Raw genomic sequence first — 19,246 nt, forward strand, 5'->3', positions numbered from 1 at the left:
ACCGCGGCTCTCCGGAACCGGTTCACCTCAGTTGGTCAGCCCTGACGGCACCTACGCAGGCTCGTCGTCCTGCGCGCCCACGCTGAAGTACGCGGCGTCCGGGTGATGGAACACCAGGGCGGAGACGCTCGCCTCAGGCTCCATCATGAAGCCTTCGGTCAACTCTACGCCGATCTCCTCGGGCCGGATCAGGGCGAACAGCGTCGCTTGCGAGTCGAGGTCCGGGCAGGCCGGGTAACCGAACGAGTACCGTTTGCCGCGGTAATGCGCCTGAAACAGATCCTTGCGCGGCGTACCCTCGGCGTCCGGAAAGCCCCAGGCCGTTCGCATCTGGGCGTGTACCCACTCGGCGGATGCTTCGGCCGTCTCCAGCGCGAGCGCCTGGAGCGCGTACGAGCGCAGGTACTGGCCGGCGTTCTTGGCGCGTTCGGCCAGGTCGCGGATGCCTTCTCCGGCCGTCGTCACGAACATGCCGACGTGGTCGCGCTTGACGATGCGGCCCTGCGCGTCACGCTCCGGCGGCAACACAAGATCGGGGATCGAGACGCCGTCGGCCTTGCGCTGGCGCGGGAATGTGAACGTCGCGATCGGCACGCTGCGGTCTCCGTTGCCGAATATGTGCAGCTTATTGCCATCAGCTTCGGCTTCGAAGAACTGCCACACGGCGCGCGCGTGCATCGCGCCTGCCCGTGACTCGGCCTTCACGGCTTCGACCTTGCGCTTGAGGTCGATGGCCTTCGTGTCGCCGCGTTCGAGCATCTCGGTGAAGCGTCCGCGAAAGCCCAAGTGCTTTCCGTAAAGCATCTGCGGGTTGACATAGCTCCAGATCTCATCGAGATCCAGCACGCGTTCGACGTGGCGTTCGGTGTCGGGCACGTGCGGGATCGAGACATTGAGCGAGATCCGCGACGAACGCTGCTCGGTCTCCGCCGCTTCTTCGACCACGGTGCGCGGCCGTTCGGCGAACTCCTTCTCCAGCAAATCGGCTTCGAGGCGGGTTCGCTGATCGGGGTCCATCAGGCGGTTGAGCGTATCGAGGCCGTTCATGGCGTCGTTGCAATAGACGACTGTGCCGCCATACGACGGCGCGATCTTGCCGCGCGTAAAACGGTCGGAGAGCGCCGCACCCCCGACGAGCAGCGGTTTGTCGATCCCGGCGACCTTCAAGTCGTTCGCGGTGACGACCATTTGCTGCGCCGACTTTACGAGCAGCCCCGACAGACCGATGACGTCCGGATCGTGCTTCTGCGCCGCCTCGATGAGCTGCTCGGGCGGCACCTTGATGCCAAGGTTCACGACTGCGTAGCCGTTGTTGGACAGAATGATGTCGACAAGGTTCTTGCCGATGTCGTGGACATCGCCCTTCACCGTCGCGAGGATGACGCGCCCGCGCGTCGACGCCGCCGATTTCTCCATGAACCGCTCGAGATGCGTCACCGCCGCCTTCATCGCCTCCGCGCTCTGCAGCACCTCGGCGACGATCAACTCGTTGGCGTTGAAGAGGCGGCCGACCTCATCCATGCCCTTCATCAGCGGGCCGTTGATGATATCGAGCGGTTCCGCTTCCTTCCTCTTCTGTTCCAGGTCGGCGACGAGCCCGTCCTTCGTCCCTTCGATGATGTAATTCGCGAGGCGCTCATCGAGCGGCAGATCGGCGATGCTCTTGCGCTCGTGCGGCTTGCGGCCGCGGAAGTGCGCCGCGAACTCTGCAATCGGGTCGTCGCCGCGGTTCCACAGCAGGTCTTCGGCGAGCTTTCGCTCTTCGTCCGGGATCGAAGCGTAACGCTCCAGCTTTTCGGCGTTCACGATCGCCAGGTCGAGTCCGGCCTTCGTGCAGTGGTAGAGAAACACGGAGTTCAGCACTTCGCGCCCGGCCTCAGGGAGGCCGAACGAGACGTTGCTGATGCCGAGGATCGTCTTGCAATACGGCAGCGCTTCCTTGACCAGGCGAATGCCCTCGATCGTCTCGACAGCGCTGCCGACATAGTTCTGATCGCCGGTGGCGCAGGGAAACACCAACGGATCGAAGATGATGTCTTCGGCGCGGATACCGTACTCCTCTGTCAAGAGATCGTGCGAGCGCTTCGCGATTTCGAGCTTGCGTGCTCGCGTGATCGCCTGCGCCTGATCCTTGTCCTCATCGATGGTGCCGACGACGAGCGCTGCGCCGTACTTGCGCGCGAGCGGCGTCACGCGCTCGAACTTATCGAGCCCATCTTCGAGGTTGACGGAGTTGATGATCGACTTGCCCTGGCAGTACGTCAGCGATCGCTCGATCGAATCGGGATCCGTCGTGTCGACCATGATCGGCACGCGCACCTTGTGAATTAACTTCGCGTAGAAACGGTCGATGTCGTACAGCTCATCGCGATCGGCGTTCTGAAGGTTGACATCGATGATCTGCGCGCCGTTCTTCACCTGCTTACGCGCGATCTCACTTGCTTCTTCGTACTTCTCCGCTGTGATGAGGCGCTTGAACTTGCGGGAGCCGACCTCGTTCGTGCGCTCGCCGATGATCAGCGGACGGTCGTCCTCGTTCGCCTCAACGAAGTCGATGCCGGAGAACATCGTGCGGTGCTGGCGCGAAGGGACGCGCGGCCGCTTGCCGTCGGCCATCGCCGCGAACGCACGCGTGTGCTCGAACGTCGTGCCGCAGCAGCCGCCGAGGATATTGAGCCAGCCGCTATCCACGAAGCGTTCGAGCACGGTCGCCATCTGGAGCGGCGTTTCCCTGTAGAGACCATCTTCATCGGGGAGGCCGGCGTTCGGCCAGACGCATGTCAGCGACTCGGTTAGGCCGGCGATCGTCCGCATGTGGTCGGTCATGTACTCCGGCCCGGTCGAGCAGTTGAGCCCGAGCGCAAGGAGGTCAGCATGAGCGAGCGACGCAACGAGTGCATCGGCGGTCTGGCCGGCGAGCATCGTACCGGTCAGTTCGATGGTGGCGGAGACGATGACTGGCACGCGCACGCCGGTATCGTCGGACGCGCGGTCGATACCGATGAGCGCCGCTTTAATCGTCCGCGTGTCGTTCTGCGTTTCGAGGATCAGCAGGTCGACGCCGCCGGTGAGCAGGCCTTTCGCCCAGCCGCAGTAGACGTCGATCATCTCATCGAACGTGATGCCGCCGGTGATGGTGAGTGACTTGGTCGTCGGGCCCATGTTGCCGGCGACGAAGCGTGGCCTGTCGCCCGTACCGTGCGCATCGACGGCCTTGCGTGAGAGCCGCGCGGCCGCCTCGTTGATCTCTTGCACCCGATCCTGAAGGCCGTACTCCGCGAGGACGATCGAGCCACCGCCGAAGGTGTTCGTCGTGATGATGTCCGCGCCGGCTTCCAGATAGCCGCGGTGCGCGTCCTCGATGACATCGGGGCGGGTGATGACGAGTTGCTCGGGACAGCCCTCGTACTGGGCGCCGCCGTAGTCTTCGGGCGTGAGGTCACGGCCATGCACGTACGTCCCGTACGGGCCGCCGATAACGAGGATCCGCTCCTGGAGCGCCTCGTGGAGCGCCTTACTACGCTCGTTCTGGTTGGTCATAGGATCCTAAATGTAACGGATGTGGAAGTTAATCCGAGGGCGTGATGCCGAATCAGCGGGATCCTTGCCTTGGGCGGCGGATCGGACTAGACTAGACCAGACTAGATGACCATCACCATAAGCCAGGAGGCACCGGTGAAGGAAGTCGGTGTGTACAACGCAAAGACTCACCTGCCCCGTCTCCTCGATGAGGTCGAGCAGGGAGAGACGATCACGATCACGCGGCACGGAAGGCCGATCGCCCGCCTGGTGCCGATCGGCGGACAGAAGAGGACGTCCGCTGAGGCGGCGGACGCGATCCGTGAGTTTGGCCGCAAGCACCGCCTCAACGGCATCAGCATCAGGGAGCTGATCGAGGAAGGACGGCGGCACTGACCGCGTGCGTTCTAGACGCGTCCGTGGCTCTGGCATGGCACTTTGGCGATGAGGCGTCGTCCGACGACTACAAAGTCCTCGATCGTGTTCAGGTCGATGGAGCAATCGTCCCGGCGATCTGGCCATTGGAAGTTACGAATGGTCTCGTTGTTGCAGAACGTCGTGGTCGCGTGACTGCGGTCGACGTGGCGCTCTCAGTCCAAGCGCTTCTTGATCTCCCGATTGCGATCGAGAACCTGACGATCGAAGCATCATTCGGATCGGCCGTCGATCTCGCTCGAGCGCTGCACTTGAGTGCCTACGATGCCAGCTATCTAGCGCTTGCGATGCGGGAGGGAGTGCCACTAGCGACTCGGGACGACAAGCTTCGCGTGGCGGCGGAACGGGTTGGCGTGCCGCTCTTCAATCCAGACCAGCAAGAGTCAGCCTAGAGGCAGACTAAGCAATCGCCGTGCGGCGGTGAGGCTTCTTGCCTTCGATCGTCACGCGCAGACCTTCGGTGCCGGCGATCACTTCGAAGCCGCGGGAGTGGCCGTTGCGGGCACGTTCCACCATGCGGTCGAGTTGCGCGTCCGCATGCTCGGGGTCGTGGTGGAAGGTCATGAGGCGCTGAACGCCGGCGACTTCGGCGAAGGCCATCGCCTGTTCGAACGAACTGTGGCCCCACCCGACGTGTTCGGCGTACTCTTCATTGGTGTACTGCGCGTCGTGGATCAGCAGGTCGACGCCGCGTGCCAGCTCCAGGCCCGACATCCACTCGCGCGGTCCGGGGAAGACGTCCCAGCCGAGCGCAGGTTCGTGATCGGGGATGTATGCCATCGAGACGCCATTTTCGGCGACGCGGTAGCCAACCGTATGGCCCGGATGACAGACAAGCCGCGCTTCGATGCACAGCGAGCCGATCTTGAACTCACCCAGCGGCACGTCGTGCAGGGTGAGCTTGCACGGCAGATCGCGTAGCCGCACCGGGAAGAGCGGGGGCGAAAGATAGCGTGCGAGACGTTCCTTGATCGACAGGGTCGGAGACTGCGGACCCCAGATGTGCACTTCGCGGCCCTCCTGGTAGAGCGGCCCGAAAAAGCCCAGACCCTGGATGTGATCCATGTGTAGGTGCGTGAGCAGCACGTCGACGCGACTGCTGTCGTCGAGGAGTGCGTCGCCCATGCGGCGAATGCCGGTGCCTGCGTCGAGCGCGAGGACGGTGCCGCGGCTGTCGCGCACTTCGACACACGACGTGTTGCCGCCATAGCGGACCGTCTCCGGTCCGGGGCTGGCGAGCGAGCCGCGCGTACCCCAGAGCGCTACTTCCACGACGGATCGACCTCCCAGAACAATGCGACCGCGCCCAGGTGACGCTCCCGCTGTCCTTCAATAGGAAAAGCCGTGATCTCGATCGTGCGCCACACGTTGTCGAGCCCCTTCATTCTGATGCGGTCGTGCGCCGGACGCGCGAACCGCAAGGCCACGGCGAGCGGCAGGTCTTCGGCGTTCAACTCGCTGCCGTCCTCGCGCTTGGTCTCGAAGATCGTCGCCAGTTCGCTGACGGGCATCTCGCCTGCTTCATCGTACCGCCGCCCAAGGAGAGGTTCGGCAGCCTCGTTGTAAAAGAGCAGGTGACCGTCGTGGTCGCAGAGGAAAATCGGCATCGTGAGGTAGCTGGCCCATTGCCGGAGCAGAATCAGCTCGATGTCCTGGGCCACGTCAGAGCCGCCTCCAGATCCGCCGTCTAGCCGGTAGGAGCGCAGTATAGGCCGGTGCGCGGAGAACGGTCTATCGGCGTGTTAAGGCGAGGACGACGCCCGAGCTAGCGCCAGCAATCGTCCGTCGTCAGGTGACGTCGAGGACGAAATTGAAGGCCGCCGACTCGCCGTTGACCTCCATCACCAACGCATCGGCGAAGATGCCGTCTTCGGCGTTGCGCGGCTCGTCCGGGAAGTAGAGCTGGGTCGTCAGGACGGGCTGATTCGCGGCTTGCGCCTTCACGTGAATGTGCCGCGTGCGGCCGGGGTACAGGCCCGGGAGGATTGTTTGAAGCTCAAAGCTGCCATCGGCGCCGGAGAACTGGTGGCCGCGGAGCGTATAACCCTCGTTGTCGTATTCGCCGGCGTCGTTGGCCTGCCAGAAGTCGAGCAGCGCTCCGGCGATCGGCCGGCAGTCTGTCGAGAGGACGAACCCGGACACTGTCAACGCAGCGCCGGCCATGCCCGGCTCGACGAGCGAGGCGCGTTCGGGAGAATCGGGCGTAAAGAACGGACCCTCCGTCTGTTCCGGCGTCACGTCCTCATCGTCGCCGCACGATGGGGTCGGCGCGAGCGCCTGCGTCTCCGACGCGGCGGCGGTTGCGCCTGCAGAAGGGGCGGCGGACGGCGCCGCTGTCGGAGGTGTATCTCCGTCATCGTCATCGTCGGCACAAGCGGCAAGCGCCACGCCTGAAACAATTGTGGTGCCAAGAAAGCGTCGTCGGGTGAGCCTGAATCGCTCGCGAATGGGCATGTTGACCTCCGTCGGCGCCGCCAATCACGTGTTCGTTTCAACACACATTACCGCGGTCCGGTGTCGACCTCATGAACGAACTGTTACGCGCCCCTACGTGTTCTCCCTAATGGCAGGCGCCGCGCCGGTGGGCTACCGTATGCGTTGTCACACCTGCGCATCGAGAACGAGCATGAGCCGACTCTTCGATATTACGATCAACCGGCGCAAGCTTCTCACCTCCGCCGCAGTGGTCGGCGCGGGAGCCCTGGCGCTCGCCAATACGCAGTGCGACCCGGCCCTCGTGCGACGAGTACATCAGATCGAGGGGCGGCGCGATCCGCGGCACGCGGTCTGGGTGTGGCAGTTCTCCGAGGACGGCACCGCCGACGAGATCGCCGCGACGCTGGCCGCCAACAACCTGGCGGCGATCGTAAAGACGCACGACGGCGTGGAGTGGATGGCAAATTTCGACCATGTGCCCGGAGCCATCGACGGGCCGGCACAGGTCGGCACGATTGCAGGGATCTTCGAGAGTTACGGCGTCCCGTTTCACGCGTGGTGCGTCGTCAAGGGCGTCGACCCGGTCCGGGAGGCCGAGATGGCAGCGGCCGTGCTCGCGAACGGCGCGCGCAGCCTCACGCTCGACCTGGAAGATCACCCGGGCTTCTGGGAAGGCACTCGCGTGTCGGCGGCGATCTTCGGCGCCGAATTGCGTGCGCGCAACGCGTTTGCCCGCGTCGACGTCTCGGTCGACCCGAGGCCGTGGCTGAATCTGCGGCTGCCGATCGACGAGTTCGTCCACGTCACGGACGGCATTCGGCCGCAGCTGTATTGGGATTTGTTCCAGGGCGTCGACCAGCGAAACGCATGGGCGTACATGGGGTATCCCGCGGTCGAAGGCGTCACGCCGGAGTTTCTCGTTGACGCATCAATACGGATGTTCGCGGCGCACGACCGTTGGCTGCTGCCGATCGCGCACGCGTCGCCGGGCGACGGCGCGTCGTTCGCCCGGTTCGCACATCGGGCGTGGCAACACCAGATGCCGGAGCTTTCGGTGTGGCGCTATGCGATCGCGGACACGGCACTGCTGGATTACCTGAGGCGGAATCCGCCGGGAGCAGAGCCTTCGGGCGTTTAGAGGTCTCGTCCGGTCGCAGGTGCCGCACCCGGCGGACGAGCACCGATCGCCGTCCCTTCGTCCCAGAACGTCGTGAATCTCCTCGCGGTTGTTTGCTGTTCGCCTTCGACCCTCTATCATCGGCGCATGCGACTGCAAGACAAAGTAGCGATCGTGGTCGGAGGCGGGCAGACGCCCGGTGACACGATCGGCAATGGCCGCGCGACGGCGATCGCCTTCGCTCGCGAGGGAGCGCGCGTGCTCGTGGCCGACCGCGAGACAGCTTCGGCGCAAGATACGGTGCGCATGATCCAGGACGATGGCGGGACGGCGGCGCCGTTCGAGATGGACGTCACGCGAGAAAACGACGTCGCCGCCATGATCGCCCGCTGTCAAGAGATCTATGGCCGCATCGACGTGCTGCACAATAACGTCGGCATCGGCACGCGGGACGCGTCTGCGCAGCGGGTGGAGATGGCGGACTTCGAACGCATCTTTAGCGTCAACCTCGAGGGCCCGCTGCTCGCCTGCAAACACGCCGTACCGGTGATGCGCGAGCAGGGCGCCGGCTCGATCATCAATATCTCGTCGGTGGCGTCGATTGCGGGCATGACGAACATGGTGGCGTACAAGACATCGAAGGCGGCGCTCAACGCGCTTACGCAGTCGCTGGCGTTGGCGAACGCGCGCTACCACGTCCGTGTCAACGCCATTCTTCCGGGGCTGATCAACACGCCGATGGCGATCGAAGGCCTCAGCGCTGCGCGTGGCATGGCGAAGGAGGAGTTGATCGCGCAGCGCGACCGCATGGTGCCCATGGGCCACATGGGTTCGGCGTGGGACATCGCGAGTGCGGCGGTCTTCCTTGCCTCGGACGAGTCGAGCTTCGTGACGGGTGTGCTGCTGCCGGTGGATGGCGGTCAGACGCTGCGGGTCGGTTGACGCAGCGCAGAAGCGCGGCTTGACGCATGCCCGCGCAACGCCCACGATGCCGAGCCGGGAGTGACACGTGAGCGCCTCCGACGACATCGTCCTCCGCACGAGCGGACTGACCAAGCGATACGGCAAGCGCCTCGCCGTGGATGCGCTCGACATCGATGTTCGGCGCGGCCGCGCTTATGGGTTCCTCGGCCCCAACGGCTCCGGCAAGACGACTACCATCGGCATGATCCTCGGGCTCGTGAGGGTCGACGGCGGCAGCATTCACCTGTTCGGCTCCGACGCGGCGGCGCACCGTGAGAGCGCCCTTCGCCGCATCGGTGCGACCGTCGAAGGCCAGTCCTACTTTCCGCACCTGTCCGCGCGCGACAACCTGCGGCTGTGGGCGAAGATCTCCGACGTCCCGGACAAGCGCATCGACGAAGTGATCGAGACCGTCGGGCTGACGTCGCGCGCGCAGGACAAGGCGCGGACGTACTCCCTGGGCATGAAGCAACGGCTTGCAGTGGGCGCGGCGATCCTGCACGACCCCGACCTAGTCATCCTCGACGAGCCGACGAACGGACTCGACCCTGCCGGCATCCGCGAGTTTCGGCAAATGGTGCATAACCTGCGTGCCGAAGGGAAGACCGTCTTCGTGTCCAGCCACATCCTGAGCGAAGTCGAGCAGATGTGCGACGACGTGGGCATTATCAAACTCGGGAGACTGGTTATCCAGAAGCCTGTCGCAGAACTTCGGTCAGCGGCATCGAGCATCGAGTTGCGCACGACTGACGATGTACGCGCTCTCGCCTTGCTTAGCGGCCTACCATGGATAGCAGCAATCGCCAGAGAAGACGGCCAGCTGGTGGCCAGCGCGCCGCCCGAGCGTTCGGTGGAAATCAGCCGGACCCTCGCCGCGTCCGACATCTTTCTGCACGAGCTACGCCCGCGAGACAGCTCGCTCGAAGACTTCTTCCTCGAAGTGACGGAGGACGCCGAACATGCGTGACCTCGTTGCCGAACTGATGAAGGTCCGCACGCGATGGTTGCCGTACGTCGTCTTGATCACGCTCATCGCAGGCGCGGCGGCTCAGGTACTCCTGTTTGGCGTCGTCGCCTACCACGCCGAACAGGGCGAAGCCGACTACGGCGACGCGCCGCCGGGATTGCGCAGCTTCGCGATGCCCTGGGCGCTCCACACGATGCTCGACTCCGGCCAGTTCTGGGGCGCGATCTTCATCGCGTTCGTCGTGGCATCGGTCGTCGCGACCGATTACGGATGGGGCACCGTGCGGCTTGCGATCGCTCGCGGCCAATCGCGCTCGCGCTACCTCGCCACGAAGCTGTTAGGGACGACGCTGACCTCGGCAGCGTTGCTGCTCTTGACGCTCGCCATCGCTGTTTCAATGGCGCTGACCGCGTCTCACTTTGAGGGCGTGCCGATCACCCTCGCCGTGCGCGGTGGCCCTTCGGCCGCCGAGGTGCCCGTCATGGTGCTGCGCGCGGGGATGGGCATCCTCCCGTACGGGATGCTCGCGTTCTGCCTCGCCGTCATCGGCCGCTCGACGACCCTCGGAGCGACCGGGCTACTGGTGTATAAGCTCGGAGAGTCCATCCTCTTGCCACTGTTTGAGAACCTGGGCGGTCGGTGGGCAGACCTGCAGGTCCTGTTCATCGGCCACTACGCTGATGCACTCATCGCCGCGAACCGAGTCGACAACCGCGAGTACGCATCGCTGGCGTTCCGCTCCAATCCGGTGGCGGCGGACCTGCCGGACCCGTGGATCGCGGCGGCCATGATCGGCGTCTGGACGGCCGGGCTCGCGGCAATCGCTTTCGGCGTCTTCGCCGGACGCGATCTCAACGCGCGAGTGGATTAGCTCTGCCGTCGCCCTAACGACGGCGCTTCCTCTCGAAATTCAAGGGTGCCGTCGTAGGGGTGTCCCCCAATCCCAGTCGTCAACCTTCGTCCCATCTGCGCCGATAACAGCGGTATGATGGGGCACTTCACCGACCGCTGGTATCTGACGTTCACAGGGTTGCTCGGCGCGATCATCGCGGTCGGGGCGGCTGGACTGGTCGCCGGTGGGTCTTCCTCCGGTGCGGAATCCCCTCAGGCGCAACGTCCCACGCATACCGCAGTCGTTCGGATGACGGCCACACCAGCCGCAGATCTCGCGACGCTCGACTTCGCGCGCGCGCTCGATCTGCTCGCTCTCCGCGACGCACTGACTGCGCACTACGCGGAGCATGGCTCGTTCCCACGCACGTCCGGCGGCGTTGAGACACTCTGTGATGACCCGGACGACGCGGGATGCGCGCTCGCCGAGGTGAACGATGCGTTGAAGTTCAACGACGGCGCGGAGCCGTACTGGTACGTGTCTGACGGGCAGACCTACACGTTGATCGCGCGCGCATCGCTGGAGCAGCCCAGCGGACAATCATGTCCCGCAAGGTTGCCCGGACCGCTTGCCGATGGTCCGGTCATGTGCATGTTCGGCAGAGGAGACTGACGATGCAACCACCGGAGAAGCTTGTCGTTGTCGCGCTCGCGCCCGTCGTCGTGCTCGGCATCATCGCGGTGGCAATCGCGTCCGCGCTCGGCTCAGGGATACTTGCCTTTGCGCTCGGTTCGTGTGCCATCGTTTGCGCCGCGGGAGCGGCATGGCGCGCAACCGTCATGGAGCGTACCCGCATGGAGGCGCGGACCGAACGAACGCCAGCGCAGGTCGCGTCGGTGCGCGTCGACCGCCGCCGCCCGACGTTTGACCGCGAGACGGGACTTCTCGCCGAGTGGTACTTTCGTCTGCGCTTCGAAGAAGAGATCGCACGTGCCAAGCGATACGGCCACGCGCTCGCGGGCCTGACGATCAAGGTATCGGCGCCCACCGCCGACGCGATCGAGACCGCCCGTTTGGCCGCGCGCGCCTACCTGCGCCAGGTGGACTTCGCCGGCGACCTCGGCGGCGTGATCGGCATTTGCCTGCCGGACACGTCGCGAGAAGCGTCGCAGGTCGTCGTCGATCGGCTGCAAGAGCTCGTGCCGGGCATCGAAGTTACGACGCGCGAATACCCGGGCGATGGTGAAACACTGAGCGCGCTGCTGAACGAGCAGTCGTGGCACACGACGCCCGAATCCGCCCGGCTCGACGAGCAATCGGCAGCGTAAGACGTAGCTCCTGCCGCCACCCCAGCGTCATTCCCCAACGACGCTTCGCATGACGGTGCGACCGCGTTCCGACGACTCGCCGGTGGCGGGCTCGACGGTCACCGCAAAGCCTTCGAAAGCACCCCACTGATCGTTTCCGCCGCGGCCCCACTCGTTCATCAGCAGGCGGCCCTGACCATCGTTGCCAACACCGAAGCGGCCGGCATCGAGCCAGTGGTTCTCGTAGACGATCCACATCGCATACACCGACCCTTCTGTCAGTGCCGGCAAGCCATTGACGATGAGGGCGCCGCTCGCCTGCGCGCGACTCCATACGCAGCGCCCGCTCGCGGTCGGCGCCATCGACGTGCCAAGCAGCTCCGTGCGTTGTACGTCCGGCTCCATCACGATCTCGAGGACCGCGTTCTGGGTATCGACGGTCTCCGATAGCTCGGCCTGCGTCGCCACGGTGGCGCCAACCTGCTGCGACTGCGACGTCGCATCCGCGCTGAGCGCCGCGTTACGATCTTCGAGGTCATTGATCCGCACCTGGGTCAGCGCCGCCCACGACGTCGCGCCGATGCCGATGACGACGAGGGCTGCGACAGCGGCCGGCCATAGCTTCGAACGGCCGCGCTTTCCGATATCGGTGAGCACGGCTGCCGACGCCACGACGCGTGACTTCAACGTGGCGCTCGGACTCCGGAGCGGCACGGCGAAACCGAGCGATGAGGCGGTGGCCATCGCCTCATCGGCGAGCAGGCGACAAGCTTCGCACCCGGCGATGTGCGCTTCCACCGCGCGCGCTTCCTCGGGCGGCAGGGCGCCGAGCGCCCAGGCGTCCATGTTTTCTCGCGCGGAGTCGCAGTCCATCCGTATCACTTGTCGCGGACCCTCCGTTGCTCCAGCGCCGTGCGCATCTTCTGCATGCCCAGCCGCATCCTCGTTTTCACGGTGCCCAGGGGGTGTCCGAGCATGTTGGCGATCTCTTGCTGTGTCATGCCACCAAAATACGCGAGTTGGATGGCCAGTTTTTGCTCCGGTGGCAGTACTTCAAGCGCCTTGCGGACCGCGGCGCGCTCTTCGGACAGCAGCGTTGCGAGTGCGGGGTCGTCACGCGCGTCTTCACTGGGCAGTACGTCCTCTTCCTCATCGGTCGCGGGCAGCGCTTCGTGCCGCAAGCGCCGCGACTGGCTGCGCCGCTGGTCGATCGAACGGTTGCGTGCGACGCTCAGCAGCCATGTCACGAACTTCCCTCGGCTCAGGTCGAACTGGTCCGGCCTCCGCCACACGCGCAGGAATACGTCCTGCGTCACATCTTCGGCGACGTAGATGTCGCCTACGATCCGCAGCGACACTGAGTACACCAGGTCGCCATAGCGGTCGTAGAGCGCCTCGAACGCGATGAGGTCACGGCCGGCGAGCCGGTCCATGAGCTCCTCATCGCGAAGGGCGGCGTAGTCCACGCGCTCCCACCTTCCCGTCCGCCGGAAAGGCCGAGGACTCCACTCGACTTACGCTCCGATCGGACGCGGGGATTGAATCAGCGAGGATCGTAGCAGTTTCGGAGACCGTTATGGCCGCCGCCGTCACCAGGATCGAGGGAGTTGACTAACCGCCGGGCTGGGCGCCCGGCGCAACGTCCAGAATCAGGATGCGAATGGCGACGAGGACGTCTCCCTCGACTTCGCCACGAGCGACGATGCGGTCGGAAGGCCTGATCTCGGACAGCAAGACTTCGCCGCTGCCGACTTTGCGGATCGCCGTATCATCCGTCACTTCGATCCGAGTGACGTTGGGGCCGGAGAGCTGATTTATCTCGATCGTCCGCGTGTCGGTGATGACGGCGCCGACGATGGCGATCACTTCGGCCTCGCCGTCCTCCGGAGCCGGTGGCGTACTGCCAGCAGCCGGTGCCGTGGCGGAACCGGACGTTGACGTCGACGCTTGCGTCGTCTCCACCGGTTGGGCGCCATCATCGTTGTCGTCGCCGCCGCAGGCGGCAGCGACGGCGGCAAGCGCCAGCACGGCGACGAAGACCAGACGGGCGAGTTTCATGATCCAGCTACCTCCGGGCGCACGAGCATGACCGGGACGGGCGCCTGCAACATCCGATCAGCGACGCTGCCGAGCGCCAGTCGCGCCAACCCGGCGCGCGCATGGGTCGTCATGACGACAAAGTCAGCAGCTTCCTTGTCAATGAACTCCTGAAGGCCTTCGGCGACTGCCCCGCGAATGACGAAGGCGCGCGCCTCGACATCCTTGATCTCGGACTCTTTGCGTTGGAGGTATTTCTTCGCGCCGGCCTCCAGTTCCTCATCGACCTGCGGCAGGTAGGCATCGGGCAGGGTGTACGGATAGGCCTGCACTGCCCAACGCACCACGCGTACCAGGCTGACGCGAGCGCCGAACGCCTTCGCGAGCCCCACCCCAACGGGTATCGCCATCTCGGACATGTCGGAGCCGTCGAGCGGAACGAGAATGTGCTTCACCGCGATGTCGGCCTTCGGCTTCTCCAGTGCCTGCGGTCCCACCGCGACGACCGGCACATCGGCGCTGCGGAGCAGATGTCCGGCCGTGCTTCCGTACAACCAGCGCCCGATGCCGGAGCGGCCATGCGTGGCGATAACGAGCTGGCGTGCACCTGTCTCGTTGGCGGCTTTCAGGATCTCCACGCCCCCGTCCCCGGCGCGGATCACGGTCTCGACATCAACCCCATCACCGATGCGCTGCTTGACGGCCTCGAGGTAGTCCGTGAAGTGCGTGGTGGCCTTTTGCTCCACCTCCATGGCCATCGAGGGGAAGTTCGCGCCGAGTTCGCTCTCGGTGCCTTCCCACGCGGTGAAGAGCACGACGCGTTCTTTCAGCGCCCGCGCCAGCGCAACCGCGTACGGAACAGCGCCCTCCGCGAGGTCGGAGCCATCGAGTGGCACAAGAATTGGTCCGCTATTACGCATGACGCATCCTCCGTCCAAAGTCTATACGCGTGAACTCAATAGGCCCGCAGAACTACGGCTTCCCCGGTGGTGCCGATCGGCCCGTTCCCGGGCGAAAGTTCTCGACAAGCGACCATCCGGCCGGAACGACGAGCGACGCTGCAACCAGCTTGGCAAGATCGCCCGCAATGAACGGCCACAGGCCATAGTTGAGCGCGGTATCCCACGATATCGGCACACCCACGATGTGAAACTGCTGATGCAGCCAAATGACGCCCGGAATATAGAGAATCGCGTTCCCGAGCAGCATGGGCAGCACGATCCAGCGAGAGCGATCCCAGCCGCGCTCGGCGAACCAGCCGACGACGTACGCCATGAGGATGAAGCCCAGGATGTAGCCGCCGGAGGGAGTCGCGATGGCGGCGATGCCACCCTTAGCCTGAGCGAAGAACGGCGCGCCCATAGCGCCCTCTGCGACGTAGGCGATCAGCGTCGCGGCGCCCAGCCGGCTGCCGAACAGCGCGCCGATCAGCAGCACGGCAAATGTTTGGCCGGTGACGGGCACCGTGCTGAACGAGAACTGGTAGCTGAATTGAGCGCTTGCAGCCATGAACAGGCTGCCCGCAATGATCAGTACGATGTTGTTGAGCCACGTCTCCGGGACGAGGCGCGCGGACAGTGTATTCGTCCGCATCGTTTGGACGTTGAGCATCGGCCCTCCTGATGATCCGGGACTGGAGTATCCCGCGCGCAATGATTGATGGGGCGCGCTGCGAGGGTCAAGCGCAGGCCTCAGGCGAAGCCGACGGGCTGTCGCGCGGAGGGGCTGCCGAGGCGATGGAAGCCGCAAGGTCGTCTTCCAGTTTCGGTTGTCGGTGACGCACAGGTCGCTGCGCGCGGACTCGGAAGCGCGGAAGCCAGCGTCGCGCTGGTGGCGGGGATGACGCTGGCTTCCGTCAGGTTGGAGGGGATAGGTTGGCGGCTCTCCCCACGATCACCATCGGACGGTTCAGCGGCATCCGAAGGGCGCTATCGGAGAAAATGACCGCGGTCGCTCCGGCAAGAACGCGACGCTCCGGTAGGTGTGACCTGATCGCCGTGCTGCTACAATGGCGGCCGTTGGCAGGTAACGAGGTCCCCGGCGTCCGCGCATGAGATTCCTTCCCGGCCCCGACACGCGTGCGGCCGTCGTCAAGCATCCTGTTGTGCTCGCCGGAGTGGCCGTCGTGGCGCTGCTCGGGCTGACCGCGGGTGTGCTCGTCATCATCGACAGCGCGCGCGACGGTACCGCGAGCGGGCAGCAGGTGATCGTCGAAACGAAGACGGAAACGCCCGGCCCCCGCTCGAAAACGGCCATTGCTCTGGGCGTTTCAGGACGCACGAAGAGCGTGACGGCGGTCCGGTTCGCGCCGGGCAGAAGTACCCAGGTGCTTGGCACCCTGCCCTCCGGTCGCGACGTGCAGATCGATGGCCGGACGAGCGACGACGGTTGGTACCGCATCATTTTCCCGCCGAATTCGGAGTTACATGGCTGGGTGGAGACCGACGCCCTTGAGGTGACGGGCGATCCCCTGACGCTTGTCGTCGCCACGGCGGAACCACCGATCCAGGTCGAATTGCCGACGGAGCCGGCGAGCCGTTTCACGCCGCAGGTCGAAGAGACGCCGGTCGAAACGCCGACGCCTGAACTCACACCGCTGCCCGGCCTGCCCGATCTCGTCGTGGGGACGACGCCGATCATCACCAGCGGAAAGCTATTTGTCACCGTTGTCAACCAGGGCGAAGGACCGATGACCGGCGATCTCGTCGTGGCTGTCTTCAATGCCGATGGCACGGCCCTGCTTGGCGGCGCCACGCTTCCCGCATTTACCCTCGATGCCGGCCTGAGCGTCGATGTCGGCACCGGCTTCGATGTCTTGAGCGATATGACGTTGCTGCTCGTCGTTGATCCGAACGGTGAGATCGAAGAGGCAGACAACACGAACAACCAGATCGTCGTGTCGATCGTCACCGGTAACCCGCCGCCCCCACCGGAAGTGCCGCCCGTCGATGTATCTCCCCAATCTGCGGAGACCCCGGCCTCGACCGTTCTAGACAGAGGCGCGAGATAAGATCGCCCTTTGCGTCCGGCAACAAAAGGTGGCGCTTGCTCCCTGACGAGGTGCATAGGTGACGCCGAGCCTTGCGGGGCGATCTCGCGCCTGCGCTACAATGAGCCAACTTTCCAATACCATTCCGCAACGAAACTCGCCGCATGGGTGAGAGTCGCCGGCCAGAGGATGACGGTTTCACAACTGCGTTCCGCCCTGCAAGGAAGCCGGAGCCGGCTCTTTGAACTCATCCGCGGGCTGAGCGAAGAACAGTTTCGCTTCGCGCCGGCGAGCGAGCAATGGACAATCGCCGTACACCTGGCCCACTTGTTGCGGGTCGAGCGACTGTTCGCCGAGCGTGCAGCACGCGCGTTGACCGAGGCCGATCCGCACATGTCAAGCACGGGCGTCCACAACGACGACGATCCGGCGCTGGCGCAACACCTGGCCGTGCCCCAGATCATCCATGGCATGCAGGCCGCGCGGCGCGACCTGGAACAGATACTTGACACTTGCGACGGCGCCGGACTCGAACACGCGATCGTACACGAGCGGATCGGACACATGACTGTGCGGCAGATCATGACCAAGATGGCCGAGCACGAACAGGAACACGCGGAGAACATCGCGCAACTCGCCCGACAAGCACGGGGCGCGAGTCGTGTAATCATCCCTCTGAAGCCGCGTTCATAAAGCAGCGGAGACGGAATGAGCGTCGTCGAGGACATCAAACAGCGGATTGACATCGTCGACCTCGTCTCGCAGTACGTTGCGCTGAAGCGTGCCGGGCGTGGCTATACGGCGCCTTGCCCGTTCCATACGGAACGCACGCCGTCGTTCCACGTCGACCCGCAGCGCCAGAGCTGGCACTGCTTCGGCGCCTGCGGCACGGGAGGCGACATCTTCGCGTTCATCATGAAGAAGGACAGCGTCGACTTCCCGGAAGCGAAGCGGCTGCTCGCCGAACGTGCCGGCGTCGCGCTCGAGACGCGTCGCGACCCGCAGGAAGACGCCCGCCGCGGCCGTCTCTTCGAGCTGAATGAAGCCGCCTCCGCCTTCTTCCACGCGATGCTCCTGACTGACGATGCCCAGGGCGCGAACACCGCGCAGGCGTATCTTGGCGAACGGACGATGACGCAGGCCTCTGTGGACCGCTTCCAGATCGGGTATGCGCCGAGTAGCTGGGATGCGCTGAAGCTGCACCTGCAGGGTCGCGGCTTCACGCCGCAGGAAGCCCTGACGGCCGGGCTCACGATCGAGGGAGAACGCGGCCCATATGACCGCTTCCGTCACAGGCTTATGTTCCCCATTCGCGACGACCGCGGGCGCGTGGCGGGATTTGGGGGGCGCGTGCTGCCGGGCGACGCGCCGGGCGCCCGTGAAGGAGAACATCAGCCGAAGTACGTCAACACGTCACAATCGCCGATCTTTGACAAGGGATCGATCCTCTACGCGCTCGACCTGGCGAAGGACCCTATTCGCAGCGAGGGCCGCGCGGTCATCGTCGAAGGGTACATGGACGTGATCGCGGCTCACGAGCACGGCTTCACGAACGTCGTGGCTTCAATGGGCACTGCGCTCACCGAACGGCAGGTCGGCCTGTTGAAACGACACACGCGCAACCTGATCCTCGCGCTCGATGCGGACGACGCTGGCAGCGAGGCGACACTGCGCGGCGTACAGGTCGTCGCCGAGTCGGTCGATCGCGACAGCGAACCGCAGGTGAACTGGCGGGGAGTGATTCGTCAACAGGAGATCCTCGCCGCTGACATCCGTGTGCTGACCATGCCCGAAGGTCGCGACCCCGACGATGTGATCCGAAACGAGCCGGCGCGTTGGGCACAACTCGTCGACACGGCAATGCCGGTGCTGGACTATCTGTTCGATGCAGCGGCGCGCAAGCATGACCTGACATCGCCGCGTGAACGGTCGGCGGCGGTAAGCGATCTGGCGCCGATGATCGCCTCGATCAGCGACCGGGTCGTGCAGTCGCATTACCTCCAGCGGTTGTCCCGCATGGTCCAGGTAGACGAGCAGACGCTGCGGCTGGAATTACGGCGCCCGATTCGGAAAACGTCAATCAGTGAATCTCCGAGCGCACCTGCAGCGCGCGCTGATGCGGGGCGCGACCGCAAGGAGGAGTTTTGTCTGGCTTTGCTTTTCAAGTATCCTGAGCTACGCGCCGAGGGGTTAGGGTTTGATCCTGACCTCTTCGCTTATAGCGAGAACCGTGCGCTGTTCGAGACGTGGGTCGGTTGGGCTAACAGTGGGGAGCCGTTGGAAGGATCGCTCAGTCCGGACTTGCGTCCACAGTATGAGCGCGTGCTTTCAGTCGCAGTTCCAGCTTACGACGACGACTCACTGATCAAAGCGTTGCACGACAACGTGCACCGCATCGAAGAGCAGCGTCTACGGTTCGCGAAGCGGGCGAGCGCCGCCGTACTCGCGGAAATTGCCGCCGCCGACGGCGCGACAATCGCCGAACGCGCGTTGTCCGTGTGGCAGACGGGTAACATGGAGCAAGAGACCGCCGTTGACGAGGCTGATCCGGCCGTCGCCTTCGTCGAAGACATGGAAGCTGGACGAAAAGTCCACGAACGTGTTTTGGGACAGCATCGCAGTACCGAGCACCCCGCCCGGTGAG

Annotated in this window: 20 protein-coding genes; 11 read left to right on the forward strand and 9 right to left on the reverse strand. The window is 64.7% G+C overall.

What is annotated here, in order from left to right; all coding sequences use genetic code 11:
- Positions 1-51 precede the first annotated feature (51 nt).
- Positions 52-3,540 (reverse strand): methionine synthase, encoded by a 3,489-nt coding sequence (metH, locus tag WEB52_04150; protein MEX2225625.1) that lies wholly within the window; start codon positions 3,538-3,540, stop codon positions 52-54.
- A gap of 105 nt (positions 3,541-3,645) precedes the next feature.
- On the opposite strand from metH, the gene WEB52_04155 reads away from it, so the two are divergent.
- Positions 3,646-3,915: a type II toxin-antitoxin system prevent-host-death family antitoxin gene (locus tag WEB52_04155; GenBank protein ID MEX2225626.1), complete on the forward strand. Its 270-nt coding sequence runs from the start codon at positions 3,646-3,648 to the stop codon at positions 3,913-3,915.
- Complete coding sequence (locus WEB52_04160) at positions 3,912-4,346, forward strand: type II toxin-antitoxin system VapC family toxin (GenBank protein ID MEX2225627.1); 435 nt, start codon at positions 3,912-3,914, stop codon at positions 4,344-4,346. Before WEB52_04155 ends, WEB52_04160 begins: the two co-directional genes overlap by 4 nt.
- A gap of 7 nt (positions 4,347-4,353) precedes the next feature.
- On the opposite strand, the gene WEB52_04165 is transcribed toward WEB52_04160, so the two are convergent.
- The 3 genes from WEB52_04165 to WEB52_04175 all read right to left on the reverse strand — a co-directional run bounded on the left by WEB52_04165 (position 4,354) and on the right by WEB52_04175 (position 6,408).
- Positions 4,354-5,226 (reverse strand): MBL fold metallo-hydrolase, encoded by an 873-nt coding sequence (locus WEB52_04165; GenBank protein MEX2225628.1) that lies wholly within the window; start codon positions 5,224-5,226, stop codon positions 4,354-4,356.
- On the reverse strand, positions 5,217-5,615 hold the full coding sequence (locus tag WEB52_04170; GenBank protein MEX2225629.1) for a hypothetical protein: 399 nt from the start codon (positions 5,613-5,615) through the stop codon (positions 5,217-5,219). The genes WEB52_04165 and WEB52_04170 overlap by 10 nt, the downstream gene beginning before the upstream one ends.
- Positions 5,616-5,742: 127 nt before the next feature.
- Positions 5,743-6,408, reverse strand: a complete 666-nt coding sequence (locus WEB52_04175; GenBank protein MEX2225630.1) for a dioxygenase — start codon at positions 6,406-6,408, stop codon at positions 5,743-5,745.
- 172 nt (positions 6,409-6,580) lie between these two features.
- Here WEB52_04175 and WEB52_04180 point away from each other — a divergent pair, with 172 nt between their 5' ends.
- From WEB52_04180 to WEB52_04205, 6 genes are all read left to right on the forward strand, one after another.
- Positions 6,581-7,528, forward strand: a complete 948-nt coding sequence (locus WEB52_04180) for a hypothetical protein (protein MEX2225631.1) — start codon at positions 6,581-6,583, stop codon at positions 7,526-7,528.
- A 126-nt stretch (positions 7,529-7,654) separates the two neighbouring features.
- Complete coding sequence (locus WEB52_04185) at positions 7,655-8,449, forward strand: SDR family NAD(P)-dependent oxidoreductase (GenBank protein ID MEX2225632.1); 795 nt, start codon at positions 7,655-7,657, stop codon at positions 8,447-8,449.
- A 67-nt stretch (positions 8,450-8,516) separates the two neighbouring features.
- The gene (locus WEB52_04190) at positions 8,517-9,437 is read left to right on the forward strand and encodes an ABC transporter ATP-binding protein (GenBank protein MEX2225633.1); all 921 of its coding nucleotides are present in this window, start codon (positions 8,517-8,519) and stop codon (positions 9,435-9,437) included.
- Positions 9,430-10,308, forward strand: coding sequence for a hypothetical protein (locus WEB52_04195; GenBank protein ID MEX2225634.1), 879 nt, complete (start codon positions 9,430-9,432; stop codon positions 10,306-10,308). The genes WEB52_04190 and WEB52_04195 overlap by 8 nt, the downstream gene beginning before the upstream one ends.
- Positions 10,309-10,578: 270 nt before the next feature.
- On the forward strand, positions 10,579-10,941 hold the full coding sequence (locus WEB52_04200) for a hypothetical protein (protein ID MEX2225635.1): 363 nt from the start codon (positions 10,579-10,581) through the stop codon (positions 10,939-10,941).
- 2 nt (positions 10,942-10,943) lie between these two features.
- Positions 10,944-11,597, forward strand: coding sequence for a hypothetical protein (locus WEB52_04205; GenBank protein ID MEX2225636.1), 654 nt, complete (start codon positions 10,944-10,946; stop codon positions 11,595-11,597).
- A gap of 27 nt (positions 11,598-11,624) precedes the next feature.
- On the opposite strand, the gene WEB52_04210 is transcribed toward WEB52_04205, so the two are convergent.
- The 5 genes from WEB52_04210 to WEB52_04230 all read right to left on the reverse strand — a co-directional run bounded on the left by WEB52_04210 (position 11,625) and on the right by WEB52_04230 (position 15,224).
- Positions 11,625-12,449, reverse strand: coding sequence for an anti-sigma factor (locus WEB52_04210; protein MEX2225637.1), 825 nt, complete (start codon positions 12,447-12,449; stop codon positions 11,625-11,627).
- Positions 12,450-12,454: 5 nt separating this feature from the next.
- The gene (locus WEB52_04215) at positions 12,455-13,042 is read right to left on the reverse strand and encodes a sigma-70 family RNA polymerase sigma factor (GenBank protein MEX2225638.1); all 588 of its coding nucleotides are present in this window, start codon (positions 13,040-13,042) and stop codon (positions 12,455-12,457) included.
- Positions 13,043-13,187: 145 nt separating this feature from the next.
- Complete coding sequence (locus tag WEB52_04220; protein ID MEX2225639.1) at positions 13,188-13,634, reverse strand: hypothetical protein; 447 nt, start codon at positions 13,632-13,634, stop codon at positions 13,188-13,190.
- Positions 13,631-14,533 (reverse strand): universal stress protein, encoded by a 903-nt coding sequence (locus tag WEB52_04225; GenBank protein ID MEX2225640.1) that lies wholly within the window; start codon positions 14,531-14,533, stop codon positions 13,631-13,633. Before WEB52_04225 ends, WEB52_04220 begins: the two co-directional genes overlap by 4 nt.
- 52 nt (positions 14,534-14,585) lie before the next feature.
- On the reverse strand, positions 14,586-15,224 hold the full coding sequence (locus WEB52_04230; GenBank protein MEX2225641.1) for a biotin transporter BioY: 639 nt from the start codon (positions 15,222-15,224) through the stop codon (positions 14,586-14,588).
- Positions 15,225-15,663: 439 nt separating this feature from the next.
- Here WEB52_04230 and WEB52_04235 point away from each other — a divergent pair, with 439 nt between their 5' ends.
- Genes WEB52_04235 through dnaG form a run of 3 tightly spaced genes read left to right on the forward strand, consistent with a single transcriptional unit; the run spans position 15,664 to position 19,245 of the window.
- Positions 15,664-16,623, forward strand: coding sequence for an SH3 domain-containing protein (locus tag WEB52_04235; protein ID MEX2225642.1), 960 nt, complete (start codon positions 15,664-15,666; stop codon positions 16,621-16,623).
- 9 nt (positions 16,624-16,632) lie between these two features.
- Positions 16,633-17,295: a DinB family protein gene (locus WEB52_04240; protein ID MEX2225643.1), complete on the forward strand. Its 663-nt coding sequence runs from the start codon at positions 16,633-16,635 to the stop codon at positions 17,293-17,295.
- Positions 17,296-17,310: 15 nt separating this feature from the next.
- Positions 17,311-19,245 carry a DNA primase gene (dnaG, locus tag WEB52_04245; protein MEX2225644.1) on the forward strand — a complete coding sequence of 645 codons (1,935 nt, stop codon included), beginning with the start codon at positions 17,311-17,313 and terminating at the stop codon, positions 19,243-19,245.
- Position 19,246: the final 1 nt, after the last annotated feature.

Source organism: Dehalococcoidia bacterium, from assembly GCA_040902535.1.
Classification (GTDB): Bacteria; Chloroflexota; Dehalococcoidia; order DSTF01; family JACRBR01; genus JBBDXD01.

Bases quoted from the DNA above. Each gene is read 5' to 3' on its own strand.
- metH (MEX2225625.1), bottom strand. From the start codon at position 3,540: ATGACCAACCAGAACGAGCGTAGTAAGGCGCTCCACGAGGCGCTCCAG.
- WEB52_04155 (MEX2225626.1), top strand. From the start codon at position 3,646: ATGACCATCACCATAAGCCAGGAGGCACCGGTGAAGGAAGTCGGTGTG.
- WEB52_04175 (MEX2225630.1), bottom strand. From the start codon at position 6,408: ATGCCCATTCGCGAGCGATTCAGGCTCACCCGACGACGCTTTCTTGGC.
- WEB52_04180 (MEX2225631.1), top strand. From the start codon at position 6,581: ATGAGCCGACTCTTCGATATTACGATCAACCGGCGCAAGCTTCTCACC.
- WEB52_04185 (MEX2225632.1), top strand. From the start codon at position 7,655: ATGCGACTGCAAGACAAAGTAGCGATCGTGGTCGGAGGCGGGCAGACG.
- WEB52_04195 (MEX2225634.1), top strand. From the start codon at position 9,430: ATGCGTGACCTCGTTGCCGAACTGATGAAGGTCCGCACGCGATGGTTG.
- WEB52_04200 (MEX2225635.1), top strand. From the start codon at position 10,579: ATGACGGCCACACCAGCCGCAGATCTCGCGACGCTCGACTTCGCGCGC.
- WEB52_04205 (MEX2225636.1), top strand. From the start codon at position 10,944: ATGCAACCACCGGAGAAGCTTGTCGTTGTCGCGCTCGCGCCCGTCGTC.
- WEB52_04210 (MEX2225637.1), bottom strand. From the start codon at position 12,449: ATGGACTGCGACTCCGCGCGAGAAAACATGGACGCCTGGGCGCTCGGC.
- WEB52_04220 (MEX2225639.1), bottom strand. From the start codon at position 13,634: ATGAAACTCGCCCGTCTGGTCTTCGTCGCCGTGCTGGCGCTTGCCGCC.
- WEB52_04225 (MEX2225640.1), bottom strand. From the start codon at position 14,533: ATGCGTAATAGCGGACCAATTCTTGTGCCACTCGATGGCTCCGACCTC.
- WEB52_04230 (MEX2225641.1), bottom strand. From the start codon at position 15,224: ATGCTCAACGTCCAAACGATGCGGACGAATACACTGTCCGCGCGCCTC.
- WEB52_04235 (MEX2225642.1), top strand. From the start codon at position 15,664: ATGAGATTCCTTCCCGGCCCCGACACGCGTGCGGCCGTCGTCAAGCAT.
- dnaG (MEX2225644.1), top strand. From the start codon at position 17,311: ATGAGCGTCGTCGAGGACATCAAACAGCGGATTGACATCGTCGACCTC.